Source organism: Nocardioides sp. (assembly GCF_041913365.1).
GTDB lineage: Bacteria > Actinomycetota > Actinomycetes > Propionibacteriales > Nocardioidaceae > Nocardioides.
In genome coordinates this window covers 119,411-136,257 of record NZ_JAYSFM010000009.1, presented here as the reverse complement: position 1 = coordinate 136,257, position 16,847 = coordinate 119,411, and the positions used below count along the sequence as shown (strand labels likewise).

The 16,847-nt window shown below is 72.7% G+C and carries 16 protein-coding genes and 1 tRNA gene; 11 read left to right on the top strand and 6 right to left on the bottom strand.

The window, feature by feature from the left end:
- Window positions 1-112 precede the first annotated feature (112 nt).
- From ACE3QY_RS17995 to ACE3QY_RS17985, 3 genes are all read right to left on the bottom strand, one after another.
- On the bottom strand, window positions 113-1,084 hold the full coding sequence (locus ACE3QY_RS17995; RefSeq protein WP_374457425.1) for a ribose-phosphate diphosphokinase: 972 nt from the start codon (window positions 1,082-1,084) through the stop codon (window positions 113-115).
- Between the two features lie 107 nt (window positions 1,085-1,191).
- The gene (glmU, locus tag ACE3QY_RS17990) at window positions 1,192-2,640 is read right to left on the bottom strand and encodes a bifunctional UDP-N-acetylglucosamine diphosphorylase/glucosamine-1-phosphate N-acetyltransferase GlmU (protein WP_374457424.1); all 1,449 of its coding nucleotides are present in this window, start codon (window positions 2,638-2,640) and stop codon (window positions 1,192-1,194) included.
- Window positions 2,641-2,660: 20 nt separating this feature from the next.
- A complete protein-coding gene (locus tag ACE3QY_RS17985) occupies window positions 2,661-3,545 on the bottom strand; it encodes a CPBP family intramembrane glutamic endopeptidase (protein WP_374457423.1) in 885 nt (294 codons plus the stop codon).
- A 162-nt stretch (window positions 3,546-3,707) separates the two neighbouring features.
- On the opposite strand from ACE3QY_RS17985, the gene ACE3QY_RS17980 reads away from it, so the two are divergent.
- Together ACE3QY_RS17980 and ACE3QY_RS17975 are read left to right on the top strand one after the other, a co-directional pair.
- Window positions 3,708-4,286 carry a hypothetical protein gene (locus tag ACE3QY_RS17980; RefSeq protein WP_374457422.1) on the top strand — a complete coding sequence of 193 codons (579 nt, stop codon included), beginning with the start codon at window positions 3,708-3,710 and terminating at the stop codon, window positions 4,284-4,286.
- On the top strand, window positions 4,283-5,947 hold the full coding sequence (locus ACE3QY_RS17975) for a SulP family inorganic anion transporter (RefSeq protein ID WP_374457421.1): 1,665 nt from the start codon (window positions 4,283-4,285) through the stop codon (window positions 5,945-5,947). Before ACE3QY_RS17980 ends, ACE3QY_RS17975 begins: the two co-directional genes overlap by 4 nt.
- 3 nt (window positions 5,948-5,950) lie before the next feature.
- Here ACE3QY_RS17975 and ACE3QY_RS17970 read toward each other — a convergent pair whose 3' ends face one another.
- Both ACE3QY_RS17970 and ACE3QY_RS17965 read right to left on the bottom strand, forming a co-directional pair.
- Window positions 5,951-7,303, bottom strand: a complete 1,353-nt coding sequence (locus ACE3QY_RS17970; protein ID WP_374457420.1) for a glycosyltransferase — start codon at window positions 7,301-7,303, stop codon at window positions 5,951-5,953.
- Window positions 7,300-7,584: a hypothetical protein gene (locus ACE3QY_RS17965; RefSeq protein ID WP_374457419.1), complete on the bottom strand. Its 285-nt coding sequence runs from the start codon at window positions 7,582-7,584 to the stop codon at window positions 7,300-7,302. Before ACE3QY_RS17965 ends, ACE3QY_RS17970 begins: the two co-directional genes overlap by 4 nt.
- A gap of 203 nt (window positions 7,585-7,787) precedes the next feature.
- On the opposite strand from ACE3QY_RS17965, the gene ACE3QY_RS17960 reads away from it, so the two are divergent.
- The 3 genes from ACE3QY_RS17960 to ACE3QY_RS17950 are packed head-to-tail and all read left to right on the top strand — an operon-like array spanning window position 7,788 to window position 11,302.
- On the top strand, window positions 7,788-9,215 hold the full coding sequence (locus ACE3QY_RS17960) for a DUF4389 domain-containing protein (RefSeq protein ID WP_374457418.1): 1,428 nt from the start codon (window positions 7,788-7,790) through the stop codon (window positions 9,213-9,215).
- Entirely contained in the window at window positions 9,212-10,219 is a 1,008-nt protein-coding gene (locus ACE3QY_RS17955; protein WP_374457417.1) for an alcohol dehydrogenase catalytic domain-containing protein, read from the top strand. The genes ACE3QY_RS17960 and ACE3QY_RS17955 overlap by 4 nt, the downstream gene beginning before the upstream one ends.
- Window positions 10,220-10,228: 9 nt before the next feature.
- Entirely contained in the window at window positions 10,229-11,302 is a 1,074-nt protein-coding gene (locus tag ACE3QY_RS17950) for an alpha/beta hydrolase (protein ID WP_374457416.1), read from the top strand.
- On the opposite strand, the gene ACE3QY_RS17945 is transcribed toward ACE3QY_RS17950, so the two are convergent.
- Window positions 11,291-11,369, bottom strand: a tRNA-Gln gene (locus tag ACE3QY_RS17945). The two genes, ACE3QY_RS17950 and ACE3QY_RS17945, sit on opposite strands and share 12 nt — an antisense overlap.
- Before the next feature lie 165 nt (window positions 11,370-11,534).
- Between ACE3QY_RS17945 and ACE3QY_RS17940 the strand changes: the two genes are divergently transcribed.
- From ACE3QY_RS17940 to ACE3QY_RS17915, 6 genes are read left to right on the top strand one after another with little or no spacing between them, the layout of a single operon-like run.
- Window positions 11,535-12,506 (top strand): ABC transporter ATP-binding protein, encoded by a 972-nt coding sequence (locus ACE3QY_RS17940; RefSeq protein ID WP_374457415.1) that lies wholly within the window; start codon window positions 11,535-11,537, stop codon window positions 12,504-12,506.
- Window positions 12,499-13,374 (top strand): ABC transporter permease, encoded by an 876-nt coding sequence (locus ACE3QY_RS17935; RefSeq protein WP_374457414.1) that lies wholly within the window; start codon window positions 12,499-12,501, stop codon window positions 13,372-13,374. Before ACE3QY_RS17940 ends, ACE3QY_RS17935 begins: the two co-directional genes overlap by 8 nt.
- Window positions 13,371-14,282, top strand: coding sequence for an ABC transporter ATP-binding protein (locus ACE3QY_RS17930; protein WP_374457413.1), 912 nt, complete (start codon window positions 13,371-13,373; stop codon window positions 14,280-14,282). The genes ACE3QY_RS17935 and ACE3QY_RS17930 overlap by 4 nt, the downstream gene beginning before the upstream one ends.
- Window positions 14,283-14,287: 5 nt before the next feature.
- Window positions 14,288-14,980: an ABC transporter permease gene (locus ACE3QY_RS17925; RefSeq protein WP_374457412.1), complete on the top strand. Its 693-nt coding sequence runs from the start codon at window positions 14,288-14,290 to the stop codon at window positions 14,978-14,980.
- Between the two features lie 36 nt (window positions 14,981-15,016).
- Complete coding sequence (locus ACE3QY_RS17920) at window positions 15,017-16,138, top strand: ATP-dependent DNA ligase (protein WP_374457411.1); 1,122 nt, start codon at window positions 15,017-15,019, stop codon at window positions 16,136-16,138.
- A complete protein-coding gene (locus tag ACE3QY_RS17915; RefSeq protein ID WP_374457410.1) occupies window positions 16,135-16,737 on the top strand; it encodes a hypothetical protein in 603 nt (200 codons plus the stop codon). The genes ACE3QY_RS17920 and ACE3QY_RS17915 overlap by 4 nt, the downstream gene beginning before the upstream one ends.
- Window positions 16,738-16,847 lie beyond the last annotated feature (110 nt).

Sequence of the window (16,847 nt, the reverse complement as noted above, 5' to 3'; positions counted from 1 at the left end):
GGGCACGCTCATCACCCACACATACGTCACAAGAGCCGGATATCCGGTGACCGCCTCGCTTGTCACACCAGATCTGGGTGGCGAAGCGGGAGACTCGGGTGCAAACCCTCGGTCAGGCGTGACCGTCGAACATCGACGTCACGCTGCCGTCCTCGAAGACCTCGCGGATGGCGCGGGAGATGAGGGGCGCGATGGAGAGCGTGGTGAGCTTGTCGAACTGCTTGTCCGAGGGGACGGGCAGGGTGTTGGTGACCACGACCTCCATGGCGGAGGAGTTCTTCAGCCGGTCGACCGCGGGGTCGGAGAGGATCGGGTGGGTCGCGGCGATGATCACGCCGGCGGCGCCGTCGGCCATGCAGGCCTCCGCGGCCTTCACGATCGTGCCGCCGGTGTCGATCATGTCGTCGGTCAGGATGCAGATCTTGCCCTTGACCTCGCCGACGACGCGGTTGGCGACGACCTCGTTGGCGACGTCGATGCGGCGGGTCTTGTGGATGAACGCCAGGGGCACGCCGCCGAGGCGGGCCGACCATCGCTCGGCGACCTTGATCCGGCCGGCGTCCGGGGAGACGACGGCGAGCTGCTGGTCGCCGTACTTGTGCTTGACGTAGTCGGTGAGGATCGGCAGCGCCATCAGGTGGTCGACGGGGCCGTCGAAGAAGCCCTGGATCTGGTCGGCGTGGAGGTCGACGGTGATCAGCCGGTCGGCGCCGGCGGTCTTGAACAGGTCGGCCATCAGCCGCGCCGAGATCGGCTCCCGGCCGCGGTGCTTCTTGTCCTGGCGGGCGTAGCCGTAGAACGGCATGACCACGGTGATCCGCTTGGCCGAGGCACGCTTGAGGGCGTCGACCATGATCAGGTGCTCCATGATCCACTCGTTGATCGGAGCGGTGTGGCTCTGGATCACGAACGCGTCGCAGCCGCGCACGGACTCCTCGTAGCGGACGTAGAGCTCGCCGTTGGCGAAGGCCCGCGCGTCCTGGGGGACCAGGCCGCACTCCAGGAGGTCGGCCACCTCCCCGGCGAGCTCTGGGTAGGCCCGTCCGCTGAAGACCATCAGGTTCTTCTCGGTGGTCCGCTTCATTCCGGTCACGCGACGCGACTCCTCGCTGTCAGGTCAGCCTCGGGGGTGGCTCGTTCGGAGGTGCTGCCCCGATTCTCACCCACCGACCCGGCCATCCCCAAGCCGGGTCACCCAGCGGAATCGGGAGCCGTCTTCTCCTGCTGTTCACGAGCCGTTCGCGCGGCCTCGGCCTGTGCCGTGCCGGCCCGCTTCGACTCCGTCCAGCCCTCGAGGTTGCGCTGCGGGGAGGAGCTGACCGCGAGCGCGCCCGGCGGCACGTTGCGGCGTACGACGGTGCCGCCGGCGGTGCCGGCACCGTCCCCCACCTCGACGGGGGCCACGAAGGTGTTGTTCGACCCGGTCCTGGCCTGGCGGCCGATGACGGTGCGGTGCTTGGCGACCCCGTCGTAGTTGGCGAAGATCGTGCCGGCGCCGATGTTGGTGCCCTCGCCGATCTCGGCGTCGCCGACGTAGGACAGGTGCGGCACCTTGGCGCCGTCGGCGATCTGGGCGTTCTTGGTCTCCACGAACGTGCCGATCTTGCCGCCGATGCCGAGCTGGGTGCCGGGCCGGAGGTAGGCGAAGGGGCCGACGGTCGCACGGTCGCCGACGACGGCGAGCTCGCCGTGCGTGCGCACCACGCGGGCTCCTGCGCCGATCTCGCAGTCCTTGAGCGTGGTGTCGGGCCCGACGACCGCGTCCTCGCGGACGACCGTCGCGCCGAGGAGCTGCGTGCCGGGGAGGATCGTGGCGTCGGGCTCGAGGACCACGTCGGCCTCGATCCACGTGGTCGCCGGGTCCATGACCGTGACGCCCTCCTTCATCCAGCGGGTCACGATGCGGCTGTTGAGCCGGCGACCGAGCTCGGCGAGCTGGGCGCGGTCGTTGGCGCCCTCGGTCTGATCGACGTCATCGATGAGGTGCGCACCCACGGTGAGGCCGTCCTCGCGGGCGAGGTGGACGGCGTCGGTGAGGTAGTACTCGCCCTTGGCGTTGTCGTTGCTGATCCGCGGCAGCGCGGAGACCAGGAACTCGGCGTCGAAGGCCAGGATGCCGGAGCTGATCTCGTCGATCTCGCGCTGCTCGGGCGTGGCGTCCTTCTCCTCCACGATCGCCTCGACGTCGCCCTCGTCGTTGCGCAGGATGCGGCCGTAGCCGAACGGGTTCGGCACGCGCCCGCTGAGGATGCTCACCGCCCGCTGGGCCGCCTCGTGCTCGGCGGCAAAGGCGCGCAGCGACTCGCCCTCCAGCAGCGGGGTGTCGCCGGCCGCGACGATCACGGTGCCGGTGGTCGTGCCCGCCGCCTCCATCGCGATGCGTACGGCGTGCCCCGTCCCCTCCTGCGTCTCCTGGACCGCCAGCACGGCATCGGGCAGCAGGTCGGTGATGTGCGGACCGACCTGCTCGCGCTGGTGGCCGACGACCGCGACGACCCGCGTGGGCTCGACGGCCTGCACGGCGCGGAGCACGTGGCCGATCATGGAGCGCCCGGCGACGGGGTGCAGCACCTTCATGGTCTTCGACTTCATGCGGGTGCCGCCGCCTGCGGCGAGGACGATGACGGTGAGGTTGTCCATGACCGCAGTGTGTCAAAGCCTCATCCGGCGGCCTCAGCCCGCACCGGCTCGTGCTCGGGGGCGCCCAGCAGCACGTCCGTCGCCCCGCTCCCCCGCGTGAGCATGCTGCGCCGGTTGACGAGGAGCACCAGCACGGCGACGGCGACGAAGGCGTACATGTCCCACGGCTGGGCGTCCGGCCAGGCGGGACCGTTCATCTGGGCGTGGAAGAGCACCGCCACGAGCAGGCTGCCGCGCGCGGCGTTGAACATCGCGGTGAGGATGACGCTGATCGCGACGACGCCGAGGAAGAAGGGGCCGAAGGACCAGGCGCTCTGCTTCGTCCCGGACATCAGGAACGCCGGGGTGTGCCACACCGCAGCGACCACACCCACGATCAACGCCGCCCACAGCGGGGCGAACCGCCGCTGCAGCACCGGCAGGGCGACACCGCGCCAGCCGAGCTCCTCGACCGGGCCGATCATCAGGGCCGGCAGCAGCGCCGGGACGACGGCGTACCAGGGCGAGAAGGGGAAGCCGTCGTCGAGCGTGCCCTTGACGGCGGCGCCGGCGTAGAAGACCGCGGGCATGCCGACCAGCAGCACCAGCCACCACGCGCGCGACATCCGCCACTGGGCGAGCCGGGCCAGGAACGGGCGCAGCCCGCGCAGGCCGTGGTGCCGCACGACCAGCCACAGGCCCACCAGCCCGGGGCCCCAGACGACCAGGATGAAGACGGGGTTGGTGTAGCCCATCGGGCCGAACACCGCCTCGACCTGGTCCATGAACACCACCATCAGCACGCCCAGGGTCCACGAGAAGGCGAAGGTGGCGAGGAAGAACGCACGCACGGTGCGCAGGGACATCGGTCGCCCGGCGACGGGTGCTGGTGTGGCGGGACGTGTGGTGGCGGACCTGGTGGACATGGCGGGCTCCCTCCCCCAACCACGGTGCCGCCGGGACGCCGCGACGTGCAGTGGCGAAGGTCCCGCGTGCCCCGGGACATCCCCGTCGGCGCGCCGGTCAGGGACGTTGGGCCCTAGCGGGGCGCCCGGGGGCCGCGGTCGACTGGCGCCGAGGAGGAAGCCATGACCGAGAGCACCACCCGCGGCAGCGTCGACCTGTACTGGCTGCCCCTCGGCGCGGGCGGGAGGTGCGTCCGGCTGAACGGGAGGGTCTTCGAGGCCGTCGTCGCCCGCCACGAGCGCCGGCGCGCCTGCGACCTCTACCACTCCGCCCTCGAGGTCCGGCTCGGCCCCGACCGCTGGGTCATCGAGATGGCGCCGGTCTGGAACACCCCGGAGCCGGAGCGCGGCGTGGTGGCCGAGGGGCCGGTCGGCCTGCGGTGGCTGGGTCGCTCCCGGCTGTTCCGCTACGAGGTGCGCTGCTGGCGCGGCGGTCGGATCCCCGACGTCGACGAGGCCGTCGAGAGCCCGGTGCGGATGAGCGCTGACGCCGAGCACGCGCGACGGGTGCTCGCCCTGGCCCCCCAGTTCCGCACCGCCACCTGGGCGCTGGACGAGCAGCACACCGGCGACATGTGGAACTCCAACTCGCTCACCTCGTGGCTCCTCGTGCGCAGCGGGCACGACCTCGCCCGGGTCAGCCCGCCGGCGGGCGGTCGGGCGCCGGGGTGGGACGCCGGACTCGTGGCCGGGTCCCGATGAGGCCGACGCGCTGGTCCGACACCCTGCGGCCGCCCGAGGGGCGCGCGCTGCGGGGCGACGTCGTCGCAGGCATCACCGTGGCGGCCTACCTCGTGCCCCAGGTGCTGGCGTACGCCGGACTGGCCCGGGTGCCGCCGGCCGCCGGGCTGTGGGCCGCGTTCGTCGCCCTGGCGGTCTACTTCCTGGTCGGGTCGTCCCCGCAGCTCTCCGTGGGACCCGAGTCGACGACCGCGCTGATGACGGGCGCCGCCCTGGCCGCCATCACGGTGCCCGGGGAGTCACCGCAGGACACGGCGGCCCTGCTGGCCCTCGCGGTCGGCGGCGTGTGCCTGCTGGCGTGGGCAGGCGGCCTCGGGTTCCTGGCCGACCTGCTCTCCAAGCCCGTGCTGGTGGGCTACATGGCCGGCATCGCCGGTCTGATGGTGCTGTCGCAGGCCGGGCGCGGGACGGCTGCCGACGCCCCCGACGGCGACCCGCTCGCACAGGCCTGGTGGGTGGCGCAGCACCCGTCGGCGATCCACTGGCCCACGCTCGCGGTGTGCCTCGGCACCTTGGTCGTGCTGCTGGTCGGCGACCGGTTGTGGCCCACCGGCCCCGTGCCGCTGCTCGGCATGCTCGTCGCGACGCTCGTGGTGACCCTCACCCACCTGCCCGACGACGGGGTCGCGGTCATCGGGACGCTGCCGTTCGCCCTGCCGACGCTCGGGCTGCCGTCCGTGGCGTCGCTGGGGTCGTGGGCCCTGCTGACCACGGCCCTGGCCATCGCCGTGGTCGGGTTCACCGACAACGTGATCGATGCCCGGGCCTTCGCCGCCCGACGGGGTGACCGCATCGACGCGCAGCGCGAGCTCCTCGCGCTGGGGGTCTCCAACGTCGCCGCCGGGCTCGTGCACGGCTTCCCGGTCAGCAGCTCGGGCAGCCGGACGGCGATCGTCGACGCCGTCGGGGGCAGGTCCCGCTGGGCCGGGCTCTCGACGCTGGGCGCCGCCCTCGTCCTGGTCGTCGCGCTGCGCCCCGTGCTCGCCCGCTTCCCCGACGCGGCGCTCGCCGCCGTGGTCGTGTACGCCGGACTACGACTGGTCGACGTCGACGAGTTCGTCCGGATCGCGCGCTACCGGCGCACGGAGCTGGCCATCGCGATCGCGACCACGCTCGGCGTCCTCGTGCTGGGCGTCCTGGAGGGCGTGCTGGTCGCGGTGAGCCTCTCCCTCGTCGACGTGTTCCGTCGCGTCGCCCGTCCCCACGACGCCGTCGAGGGCCTCGTCCCCGACGTGGCCGGCATGCACGACGTCGACGACTACGACGACGCGACGCCCGTCCCCGGTCTGCTCGTCTACCGCTACGACGCTCCCCTCTTCTTCGCCAACGCCGAGAACTTCCTTGCCCGGGTGCGGGAGTCGGTGGCGGCCTACGACCCGGAGTGGGTGCTGCTCAACGCGGAGGCGATGGGCGAGGTGGACCTCACCGGAGCGGACGCCCTCGAGACGCTGCGTGCCGAGCTCGCCGAGCGCGGGGTCGTGCTGGCCCTCGCCCGGCTCAAGCAGGACCCCCGGGACGCATTGGCGCCCAGCGGGGTGCTCGACCGGATCGGTGCCGACCACGTCTTCCCGACGCTCCCGACGGCGCTCGAGGCCTTCCGGGCCGCGACCGGCCGGGAGTGAGGCTCACCCCTCGCCCACCAGCTGCGCGAACAGCTCGACGTACTGGATGAGGTGGCGGTCGGCGAGGTAGTGGTCGCGGACCCGCTGGTGCGCGGCCCGTCCCATCGCCTCCCGCCGGTCGGGGTCGTCGAGCAGGGACGACACCGCGGCCGCCAGCGCGGCGCCGTCGCGCGGGTCGCCGAGGAGCACGCCGCTCACGCCGTCCTCCACCTGGTCGCGGATGCCGCCGACGGCGGAGGCGATCACCGGCCGTGCCTTCCACATCGGCTCGGTGACGGTGAGGCCGAACCCCTCGGCGAGGCTCTTCTGGACCACGACGGTCGACCAGCGCTGCAGCGCGTTGACGGTCCGGGCGTTCTCGTCGAGGTCGTCCATCGGCACCGACACGAGATGGCTCCGCGCGCGGGCCGCCGCCGGGAGCGAGCGCCACCGCTCGCGGCACTCCGCCAGCACCTCGGCGGCCTCGGGGTCGTCGGCGACGCCCGTGGTCTCGGGGCCGGCCAGCACCAGGTGGGCGTCGGGCGGGAGCTCGTCGAGGTGGTCCGCGAAGGCGTCGAGCACGCCCGCCATGTCCTTGAGCCGGTCCCACCGGCTGACCTGGAGCACGACCGGGCCGGCCGTCGGCAGGGGTCGACCCTCGACCACCAGCCCGTCGCGGTGCACCAGGCGCGCCACCTCGCGCTCGTCGAGGTCGGAGTTCTTGGGGCTGAACGGGTCCAGGGACGGCGGGATCACCCGCAGCCACCGCCGGTCGACCCAGTCGGGGGCGAACGACTCCCGGGAGAAGATGCAGGCGTGCGCAGGCTCGACCAGCTCGCGCAGGAACCCCCACGCCTCGCGGGTCCACGCGTCGTGCTCGTCGAGGCCGACGTGGCAGCGCCACACGACGAAGGCGCCCCGGTCCCGCAGGTCGCGCGCGAGCCCGGCCGTCTGCGGGTCGTGGAGGAGGACCACGTCGCCCGGCTCCACCCGCGCGAGGACGTCCGCACGCTGGCGCACCAACGTGGCGTCGTACGTCGCCCGCGCCGCCGCGTCGAGCGCGCCCGCGTCGCCGGGCACGCCGTGGAGCCGGTTGTGCAGGCGCTTGGTGACGGCGAAGAAGTCCGCGTCGCCGCCCACGACGAGCCAGCGGACGTCGACCCCGGTCCCGGCGGCGTACGCCACGAGTGTGTGCAGCATCTCCGCGACCCCGCCACCGCGCGCCGTGGAGTTGACGTTCCACACGGTACGGGAGGCGAGCAGGTCGCGCGCCGTGGCGACGTAGGCCTCGAGCCGCTCCACGCGCTCCGGCGTCAGCAGCGGCTCCAGCCGGTGCAGCGCCACCGGCGCGACCCGGACCTCCTCGACGCCGGTCACGACGGGTGCCGGGGAGAGGGGAGCTCGATCGGGGCGCTGACCCGCACGGGGAGACCGGGCGCCACGCGGCGGGCCACGTCGAGGGCCTCGTCCATGCGCCGGATCACCCGCGCCCGGGCCGCGTGGTCGCAGGCGGGCAGGGCCGGCTCGACGAGCTCGAGCGCACGGTCGGACTCCCGCGCGCGGCGCGCGGCCTCGCGCACCCGCTCCCCGATCCCGGGCACGTCCTCGACCACCACCCGGACGGTGTCGGGCGGACGGGGGGCGGGCGCGTGCTCCATGCGGATCTCCTCCTTCGCGCAGGGTCTCGAGTCTCACTCCCCCAGGTGGGGGACAACAGGGTCCTAGGTCCCCAGCCGGGTCGGTGAAGTCGTGCCCTTCGGCCCTGCCCGGGCCCTGCCGTCGGCGCGACGATCGAGGGGAAGGAGCGGCTCCTGGTCGCGTCACGCACCGACCGGGAGCCGCCGACGGAAGGGCTTCCCCCATGACCACCTCAACTGCTCCATCCACGGCTCCGCGGAGCTATCCCGTGCACGTCGACGCCGAGCTCGACCCCGGACTGAGTCGAGGCCTCTGGCTCGTCAAGTGGCTCCTCGCCATCCCCCACTACCTCGTCCTGGTGTTCCTCTGGACCGCGTTCGCGGTGCTGAGCATCGTGGCGTTCTTCGCCATCCTGTTCACCGGCCGCTACCCGCGCCCGATCTTCGACTTCAACGTCGGCGTGATGCGCTGGAGCTGGCGGGTCTCCTACTACTCCTACGGCGTGCTCGGCACGGACCGCTACCCGCCGTTCACCCTCGCCGAGGTGCCCGACTACCCCGCGCACCTCGAGGTCGACCACCCCGAGCACCTCTCGCGCGGCCTGGTGCTGGTGAAGTGGTGGCTGCTGGCCATCCCGCACTACCTGATCGTGGCGCTGTTCGCGGGCGGTGTGGCGTACGGCGTCCAGGGTGCCGACGACGAGGGCTGGATCACCATCAGCGTGATCGGCATCCTCGTGCTCGTCGCCGCCGTCGTGCTGCTGTTCACCGGCCGCTACCCCCAGCAGATCTTCGACCTCGTCCTCGGCCTCAACCGCTGGGTGCTGCGCGTCGCCGGCTACGTCGCGCTGATGACCGACCAGTACCCGCCGTTCCGCCTCGACATGGGCGGCCACGAGACCCCCGGAGCCACCACGGCGACCCGGGCGCCGGGCGGCCCCCCGCCGGAGCCGCTCGCCGCTCCCCAAGGACGGCCGCGGGGCTGGACCACCGGGCGCATCGTCTCCGTGGTCGCCGGCTCGGTGCTGGTGCTCGCCGGACTCGGGTTCGCCGGCGCCGGTGGCACCCTCGCGCTGATCGGCGCCACCGACCGCGACGACGGCTTCGTGATGACGCCGGGCATCAGCATGACCAGCGACGCCTACGCCATCACCTCGGAGGACGCCCGGATCACCACCGAGGGCGCACCCGACTGGGTCCCCGAGCGGATCCTGGGCGACGTCCGCGTGAGCGCCGAGTCCGACTCGGGCGACGCCCTCTTCATCGGCGTCGCGCCGACGGACGAGGTCGCGGCGTACGTCGACGGCGTCGCCCACGACACCTTCCGCGAGGTCCGCGACCGTGAGGCGGTGCTCGAGGCGACCGAGGGCGGCGCACCCGCCTCGGCACCCGACGAGCAGACCTTCTGGGCCGCCCGGGCCACCGGCACGGACCCCGAACTCGACTGGACGCCGGAGGAGGGCAGCTGGACCTTCGTCCTGATGCGCGCCGACGGGTCGGCGGGCGTCTCCGCCGACGTCGCCACCGGCGCCGAGGTCCCAGTGCTGGACGCCGTGGTCGCCGTCCTGTTCGTCCTCGCCGGGCTGACCCTGCTCGCCGGCGCCCTGCTCATCGCCGTACCCATCCGCACAGTTGCAAGGAGAGAACCATGAAGGCAGCAGTAGTCCCCACGCTCGGAGCGCCGCTGGAGGTCCGCGACGTCCCGGTGCCCGAGCCCGGTCCCGGCCAGGTGCTCGTCAAGATCGAGACCTGCGGGTTGTGCCACACCGACATCCACGCCGCCCGCGGCGAGTGGCCGGTGAAGCCCAAGGACCTCCTCATCCCCGGGCACGAGGGAGTCGGGACCATCGAGGCCGTCGGCGAGGGTGACCTCCCCGTGGGCGTCGGGCAGCGCGTCGCCCTCCCCTGGCTCGGGCGCGCGTGCGGCCACTGCCGCTACTGCGTCGCCGGCTGGGAGACCTACTGCACCAGCCCGTCCTACATGGGCTACACGATGGACGGTGGTTACGCCGAGTACGCCGTCGCCTGGGCGAGCCACGTCGTGCCGGTGCCCGACGCGGTCACCTCGCGTGACGCCTCGCCGCTCACCTGCGCCGGCGTGACGACGTACAAGGGGCTCAAGGTCGCGAAGCCGCAGCCCGGCGAGACCGCGATGGTCGTGGGCATCGGCGGCCTCGGGCACCTGGGCCTGCAGTACGCCCGGGTCTTCGGCTCGCGCACCGTCGCCGTCGACGTGCACGACGAGAAGCTCCAGCTCGCGAAGGACCTCGGGGCCGACCACGTGGTCGACGCCCGCGGCGACCAGCAGGCCGAGCTCGAGGCGATCGGCGGCGTCGACGTGGCGCTCGTGACCGTGCCGTCGCCGGCCGCGATGCGCGCCGCGCACGCCGCGCTGAACCCCAACGGACGCCTCGTGCTCGTCGGGCTGCCCGCGGACAACCGGCTGGAGATCCCGGTCTTCGAGACCGTGCTCAAGGGCATCTCGGTGATCGGCTCGCTCGTCGGCACCCGCAACGACCTCGCCGAGTGCTTCGACCTGCACGCGCGAGGCCTCACCAGGGTCGTGACCGAGGGCCGTCGCCTCGAGGACGTCAACGCCTGCTTCGACGAGGTCCTCGCGGGCGAGGTCCCGGCCCGCCTGGTGTTCGAGATGTAGGTGCCGGTGATGCGCAGGGCCGCGTGGTGCGCGACGGTGGCAGTCGCCCTCGTCGTCCTGTCGGTCGGGGCGGGGCTCGGGCCCCGCCACTACGCGAAGGAGGGGCTCACCCCCACCGCGGTGGTCGGCCTCGCGCTGCTGGCCGGCGGGCTCGTCGCCGCCGGCTGGGGAGCGGTCCGGCTGCTGCGCGGCACGCGCCGGCGCTGGTGGCTGCTGACGGTCCCGGCCCTCCTGCTCGCCACCTACCTGGCTCTCTGGACGATCGGGCAGGCGGTCGTCGCCGCGCACCCGCCCCGGCCGTCGCTCGGCGACCGGACGCCGGCCGACGTCGGGCTGACCTACCGCGACGTGACCTTCCCCAGCTCCGACGGCGTACGGCTGTCGGGGTGGTACGTCGCCTCGGGCAACGGCGCCGCGGTCGCCCTGCTCCACGGTGCCGGGTCCACGCGGACCGCGGTGCTCGACCACGCCGCCGTGCTCGCCGAGGCCGGCTACGGCGTGCTGCTCTACGACGCCCGCGGGCACGGCGAGAGCGCCGGCCGGGCGATGGACTTCGGGTGGTGGGGCTCGCAGGACGCGGCGGGGGCCGTCGACTTCCTCCGCGACCAGCCCGACGTCTCGCCCGACCGCATCGGCCTGGTCGGCCTGTCCATGGGCGGCGAGCAGGCCCTCGGCGCTGCCGGGGCCGACGACCGGGTGGCCGCCGTCGTGGCGGAGGGCGCGACCCACCGCACCGCCGCCGACAAGGGCTACCTGTCGGCGTACGGAATGCGGGGTGAGGTGCAGCAGGTGATCGACCGGGCCACCTACGCCGTCACCGACCTGCTGACCGACGCCCCCGACCCCGAGCCGCTCCGCGACGCCGTCGCAACCGCCACCTCGCGCGGAGGCACCGCCTTCCTCCTCGTCGCGGCTGGCGACGTCGAGACCGAGTCGCTGGCAGCCGAGTTCATGGCCGGCACGAGCCCCGGCGTCCAGACCTGGACCGTCCCGGGCTCCGGCCACACCCGCGGCCTCCGCACCGACCCCGCCGAGTGGGAGCGCCGGGTGGTCGGCTTCCTCGACGCCGAGCTCCCCGGGTAGGAGTCGAACCTACGTCGCTAGTCCTGATTCAAAGTCAGGCGGGCCCTACCGGCAGACCAACCGGGGATCGATGGGGGCAAGCCTAGGGGCGTCGGATCCGTCATACGAAGCCAGACCCATGAGGCGCAGTCCGGATGACGGATCCGCACAGACCCCATCTTCACCACACCTTCACACCGATCCGGGCGATCCCTGATGCCGTACGACGCCGCGGGCCGATAGCGTGACGGGCGTGACGGGGGAACTCACCGGGCTGCCGCCCACGAACCAGTCGGTCATCTCGACCGCGGGCCTCACCAAGCACTACGGGACGGTCCACGCGCTGACCGACCTGACGGTCGACGTCGGGCCGGGTGTGACGGGCCTGGTCGGCGCCAACGGTGCCGGCAAGTCCACGCTGATCAAGATCCTCCTCGGCCTGCTCGAGCCGACCGGAGGCCACGCCACGGTGCTCGGCCACGACATCGAGCACGCCAGCCAGGAGATCCGGCGGCTGGTGGGCTACATGCCCGAGCACGACTGCCTGCCGCCCGACGTGAGCGCCAGCGACTTCGTGGTCCACATGGCCCGGATGTCGGGGCTCGGCGCCTCGCCGGCGCGCGAGCGCGCGGCCGACGTGCTGCGGCACGTGGGGCTCGACGAGGAGCGCTACCGGCCGATGGGTGGCTACTCCACCGGCATGAAGCAGCGGGCCAAGCTCGCGCAGGCGCTCGTGCACGACCCTCGGCTGGTGTTCCTCGACGAGCCGACCAACGGCCTCGACCCGGCCGCCCGCACCGACATGCTCCGGCTCGTGGCCCGCATCGGCAGCGACTTCGGCATCGCCGTGCTGGTCACCTCCCACCTCCTCGGCGAGCTGGAGCAGGTCAGCGACCACGTCATCGTGCTCGACGGCGGCCACCTGCTCCGCTCCAGCGCGACCACCGACTTCCTGCGCCAGACCGGCAGCCTGCTCGTCGAGGTGGTCGGCACCGAGACCGAGCGCGACCGGCTCGGTGAGGCGCTGGCCCAGCGCGGCCTCACCTGCCGCCCCCGCGGCTCGATGGTCGCCATCGACCCACCGCCGCCCGAGCTGGCCCAGGGCGGCGCCACGCACGACCTGATCCGCGACGTCGCCGCCGAGCTCGGCCTGGGCCTGATGCGCCTCGAGCCCGACCGCGGCCACCTGGAGGACGTCTTCCTCGAGGGAGGTGCCCATGTCTGAGCGCTCCGGCGTCATCCACGACCTCGGCTACCGGCGCTACGACGGCGTACGCGACGGCACCGCCACGATCGCCCGCACGCTCTACGTCACCGGGCTGCGCCACACCTACGGCCTGGGCCGCTCCGGCAAGTCCAAGATCCTGCCGTTCGTCCTGCTGGCGATGGCCACAGTGCCGGCCGCGATCGTGGTCGGCGTGGTCGTGCTGACCGGCCTGGGCCGGCTCCCGGTCACCTACGCCGACTACACCAACCAGGTCCAGCTGCTCGTGAGCCTGTACGCCGCCGCCCAGGCGCCGGTGCTCTTCTCCCGCGACCTCCGGCACCGCTCGATCGTGCTCTACCTGGCCCGGCCGCTGTCGTCCTCGCTCTTCGCGGTGACCCGGTGGCTGTCGCTGACCACGTCGCTGCTGCTCTTCATGTGGGGTCCGACTCTGGTGCTGTTCGCCGGCGCGATGCTCGCGGGCCTCGACAAGAGCGACCAGCTCGAGGGGCTGCTCAAGGCGGTGGCCCTGCAGGTGCTGCTGGCGGCCCTGGTCGCCGGGCTCACCGGCCTCATCTCGTCGGTCTCGCTGCGCCGCGGCTTCGCCGTCGTCGGCTCGGTCGTCGCCCTGATCGTGATCTCCGGGGTCGTCACCTCGGTGCAGGCGATCTCGAGCTCGCAGGACGCCGACGGCATCGGCGTGGCCGCCGGAGTCCTCTCGCCGTGGTCGATCTACAGCGGGCTCGCCGACGCATGGGACGCCGGGGTCGTCACGTTCACCCCGCCGGGCAACGCGTGGGCGCTGGCGTACGTCCTGGTCGGCGTCGTGCTGACCGCGCTCTGCGTGCTGGGGCTGGTCGCCCGCTTCCGGAAGGTGGGTTCGCGATGAGCACCCTGGTCCTCGACTCGGCGTCACGCTGGTTCGGCAACGTCGTCGCGGTCAACGACGTCTCGCTGTCGATCGGTCCCGGCGTCACCGGCCTGCTCGGCCCCAACGGCGCCGGCAAGACCACGCTGATGGCGATGATGTCGGGCTTCCTGGCCCCGTCGGCCGGCACCGTCACCCTCGACGGGCAGCCGGTGTGGCGCAACACCGACATCTACCGCCAGATCGGGCTCGTCCCCGAGCGCGAGCTCAGCTTCGGCTACCTCACCGGGCGCCAGTTCGTCCGCGCGAACGCCGACCTGCACCGCCTCCCCGACGCGGCCGCCGCCACCGAGCGGATCCTGGAGGAGGTCGACATGGTCGAGCCGGCCGGCCGCCGCCTCGACACCTACTCCAAGGGCATGCGGCAGCGGATCAAGATCGCCGCGGCCCTCGTGCACGACCCGGCGGTCCTGCTGCTCGACGAGCCGTTCAACGGCGTCGACCCCCGCCAGCGGATGCACCTGATGGACCTGCTGCGCCGCCTCGGCGACCAGGGCCGCACGGTGCTCTTCAGCTCGCACATCCTCGAGGAGGTCGAGCGGCTGGCCCGCCACATCGAGGTCGTCGTCTCCGGACGCCACGCCGCCTCCGGCGACTTCGGCGCCATCCGCCGGCTGATGACCGACCGCCCGGTGCAGTACGCCGTCCAGTCCAGCGACAACCGCACGCTGGCCGCCGTCCTCATCGCCCAGCCCGCGGTCCGCGCGGTGAGCCTGCGCACCGACCAGCTCGACGTCCAGGTCGACGACCTGGGCAGCTTCGCCGTCGGCCTCCCCGGCTGGGCGAAGCAGCACGACGTGACCCTGTTCGAGCTCTCCCCCAGCGACGAGTCGCTGGAGAGCGTCTTCGCCTACCTGGTGGCCCGATGATGAACGTGACGATCGCCAAGCTCGCCCTGCAGGCCCTGCTCGGCCGCCGCCGCTTCTTCCTGCTGCTGGCCTTCCCGGTCCTGCTGATCGCGCTGGTCACCCTGATCACCGCGCTCACCGACGGTGACGCGGCGTTCGAGATCCTGCCCGGCCTGGGCTACCCGCTCGTGCTCCCGCTGGTCGCGATCCTCGCGGCCTCATCGGTGCTCGGGCCGGAGGTCGACGACGGCTCGATCGTCTACCTCCTCTCCAAGCCCGTCAGCCGCCACGCCGTGGCGATCAGCAAGTGGCTGGTGGCGCTCGCCGCCACGCTGGTGGCCGGGGCGCTGGCGATCCTCATCGCCTCCCTCATCACCGGCGACGCCACCCGGGCGGTCGCGATGTTCGTCGGCGCGGTCGTCGCCGGGACGGCGTACTCCGCGCTCTTCCTGGCCATCTCGTCGGTCACCCGGCACGCGGTCATCGCGTCGCTCATGTTCGTGCTGATCTGGGAGAGCCTGCTGGGCAACCTGTTCACCGGCGTCGCCTGGCTGAGCATCGGCCAGTGGGGCATCCGGATCGGCCACGAGATCTCCGACGAGCTGCCCGACCCAGCCAACCTGCCCTGGGCGATCCTCGCCAGCGTGGTCGTGACGGCCGTCGGGGTGTGGTTCGCCGGCGACCGGTTGCGCTCGTTCTCCCTGCGCGGCGAGGACTGACCGCCCGGCGAGGGGTTCCGCACTAGGCTCGATTGCGTGGACCTTCCCGTGATGCCGCCCGTCCAGCCGATGCTGGCCAAGAGCGTCAGCGGCGTGCCGGATCCCGCCAAGCACGGCGGCCTGAGCTTCGAGCCCAAGTGGGACGGCTTCCGCTGCCTGGTCTTCAAGGACGGCGACGAGGTCGAGCTCGCCAGCCGCAACACCAAGCCGCTGACCCGCTACTTCCCCGAGGTCGTCGAGGCCTGCCGCCACCAGCTGCCCGACCGCGTCGTGCTCGACGGCGAGATCTTCGTCGGCCTGCAGGGGCCCGAGGGCTGGCGGCTGGAGTTCGAGACCCTGCAGGAGCGCATCCACCCCGCGGCCAGCCGGGTCGACAAGCTCGCGGTGGAGACGCCGGCCGGGTTCGTCGCCTTCGACCTGCTCGCCCTCGGCGACGAGTCCTTCATGGGCCGGCCGTTCTCCGAGCGGCGTGCCGCGATGGTCGAGGCGCTCGCCGATCTCGACGGGTCGGGGCCGTGCTTCCTGACCCGCACCACCGAGGACCCGGCCGAGGCCGAGCGGTGGTTCGAGGAGTTCGAGGGAGCCGGGCTCGACGGTGTCGTCGCCAAGCCGCTGGGAGCGGCGTACGAGCCCAACAAGCGCACCATGCTCAAGATCAAGCACGAGCGCACCGCCGACGTCGTGCTCGCCGGCTACCGCGAGCACAAGACGTCCACCCCGGAAGAGCCGCTGATCGGCTCCCTGCTCCTCGGCCTGTACGACGACGACGGCGAGCTCCAGCACATCGGCGTCTCTGCCAGCTTCACCGCCGCGAAGCGGGCGGCGCTGTGGCAGGAGGTGCAGCCGCTGGTCTGCGACATCGCCGACCACCCGTGGGGCCGGTGGAACGAGTTCCTCACCGCCAACCCCGACCGCGTCCCCGGCACCCAGAGCCGGTGGAGCCAGGGCAAGGACCTCGGCTTCACCGCGCTGCGCCCCGAGCGGGTGCTGGAGGTGAAGTACGACCACATGGAAGGTCGCCGGTTCCGGCACACTGCGCACTTCAAGCGGTGGCGCACGGACCGCGATCCCGAGACCTGCGGGTACGCCCAGCTGGACGAGCCCGCAGGCTACGACCTCACTAGAATCCTGAGCACCGACACCGGAGGCGAGTCATGAGCGAGAACGACGGCACCATCCACACGGGGACCAGCCACGACGACTCCATCCACGACGGGAGCGGCACCTACGACGTGGTGCTGCTGGTCGAGCAGGCCCTCTCGTCCGCCGACGCCAAGCAGGTGCGCTCGCTCCACGACGAGATCGAGGACCCGGTCGTCTACCACGTCCTCCTGCCGCTCGAGGACGCCGCGGCCCGCATCGAGGCCTCCCTCGGCACGCTCGGCGCCGGCGACCTGATGGCCGCCCCGGCGCTGGCGATGAACGACGTCGACATCGAGGCGCTGCGCCGCGAGTGCGCCGAGAACTCCTCCGCCGAGCTCCAGCAGACGCTCGTCGCCCTCCAGAACGTCGGTGGCACCTGCCACGGCAAGGTCACCTCCGAGCCGCCGGTGGACGCGCTGGCCGCGATGGTCGCTGCGGTCGACGCCCGCGAGGCGATCATCCTGACCCGCCCGCACGTGGTCGCCGAGTTCTTCCACGTCGACTGGACCTCGCGCGCGCGGCGCAAGCTGGGCGTGCCCGTGCTCCACCTGATCGAGCACGAGAACTTCGACGAGCAGGCCTCCGGCTCCGGCGAGGGCGTCACCGGCCTCTGAGTCAGCCGCCTGGGCGGTGCTCCCCCCACTCGGCGCAGTCCAGTCCGGGTAGTCCAGTGGCAAACGGCTGCCTCCCGGCCGTCTCAACGACCATCTGCCACTGAACTACC

What these genes read in the sequence shown, in the direction of transcription:
- ACE3QY_RS17995 (WP_374457425.1), bottom strand. Translation starts at nt 1,084, where the DNA reads ATGAAGCGGACCACCGAGAAGAACCTGATGGTCTTCAGCGGACGGGCC.
- glmU (WP_374457424.1), bottom strand. Translation starts at nt 2,640, where the DNA reads ATGGACAACCTCACCGTCATCGTCCTCGCCGCAGGCGGCGGCACCCGC.
- ACE3QY_RS17985 (WP_374457423.1), bottom strand. Translation starts at nt 3,545, where the DNA reads ATGTCCACCAGGTCCGCCACCACACGTCCCGCCACACCAGCACCCGTC.
- ACE3QY_RS17980 (WP_374457422.1), top strand. Translation starts at nt 3,708, where the DNA reads ATGACCGAGAGCACCACCCGCGGCAGCGTCGACCTGTACTGGCTGCCC.
- ACE3QY_RS17975 (WP_374457421.1), top strand. Translation starts at nt 4,283, where the DNA reads ATGAGGCCGACGCGCTGGTCCGACACCCTGCGGCCGCCCGAGGGGCGC.
- ACE3QY_RS17965 (WP_374457419.1), bottom strand. Translation starts at nt 7,584, where the DNA reads ATGGAGCACGCGCCCGCCCCCCGTCCGCCCGACACCGTCCGGGTGGTG.
- ACE3QY_RS17960 (WP_374457418.1), top strand. Translation starts at nt 7,788, where the DNA reads ATGACCACCTCAACTGCTCCATCCACGGCTCCGCGGAGCTATCCCGTG.
- ACE3QY_RS17955 (WP_374457417.1), top strand. Translation starts at nt 9,212, where the DNA reads ATGAAGGCAGCAGTAGTCCCCACGCTCGGAGCGCCGCTGGAGGTCCGC.
- ACE3QY_RS17950 (WP_374457416.1), top strand. Translation starts at nt 10,229, where the DNA reads ATGCGCAGGGCCGCGTGGTGCGCGACGGTGGCAGTCGCCCTCGTCGTC.
- ACE3QY_RS17935 (WP_374457414.1), top strand. Translation starts at nt 12,499, where the DNA reads ATGTCTGAGCGCTCCGGCGTCATCCACGACCTCGGCTACCGGCGCTAC.
- ACE3QY_RS17930 (WP_374457413.1), top strand. Translation starts at nt 13,371, where the DNA reads ATGAGCACCCTGGTCCTCGACTCGGCGTCACGCTGGTTCGGCAACGTC.
- ACE3QY_RS17915 (WP_374457410.1), top strand. Translation starts at nt 16,135, where the DNA reads ATGAGCGAGAACGACGGCACCATCCACACGGGGACCAGCCACGACGAC.